The 218-nt window shown below is 53.2% G+C and carries 1 pseudogene; it reads left to right on the forward strand.

Going from position 1 to position 218, the window contains the following annotated elements:
* Positions 1-68 (forward strand): annotated as a pseudogene (locus DW205_RS22930) (transcriptional regulator); the annotation flags it as partial.
* Positions 69-218 lie beyond the last annotated feature (150 nt).

Genomic DNA, 218 nt, shown 5'->3' on the forward strand with positions numbered 1-218 from the left:
AGTCCGTGTTGATACGTCGTTTACGTGATTACGACCGTTGGTTCGGGCACGGGAACGGCGATAAATAAAAGATATGAGAGAAGAGAGAGAGACATGCGGCGTCCCTTCGGGCATCCGGCTGATGAGCCTGTTGCGTGAGCGTTTGACAGAGATCATGGATCGTGAGCGTGCGAACCGAAACTCAATACACCTGTACTGCACGGGTCCCTACTGGGTAG

It is taken from the genome of Parabacteroides sp. AM17-47 (genome assembly GCF_003434625.1).
GTDB lineage: Bacteria > Bacteroidota > Bacteroidia > Bacteroidales > Tannerellaceae > Parabacteroides > Parabacteroides distasonis.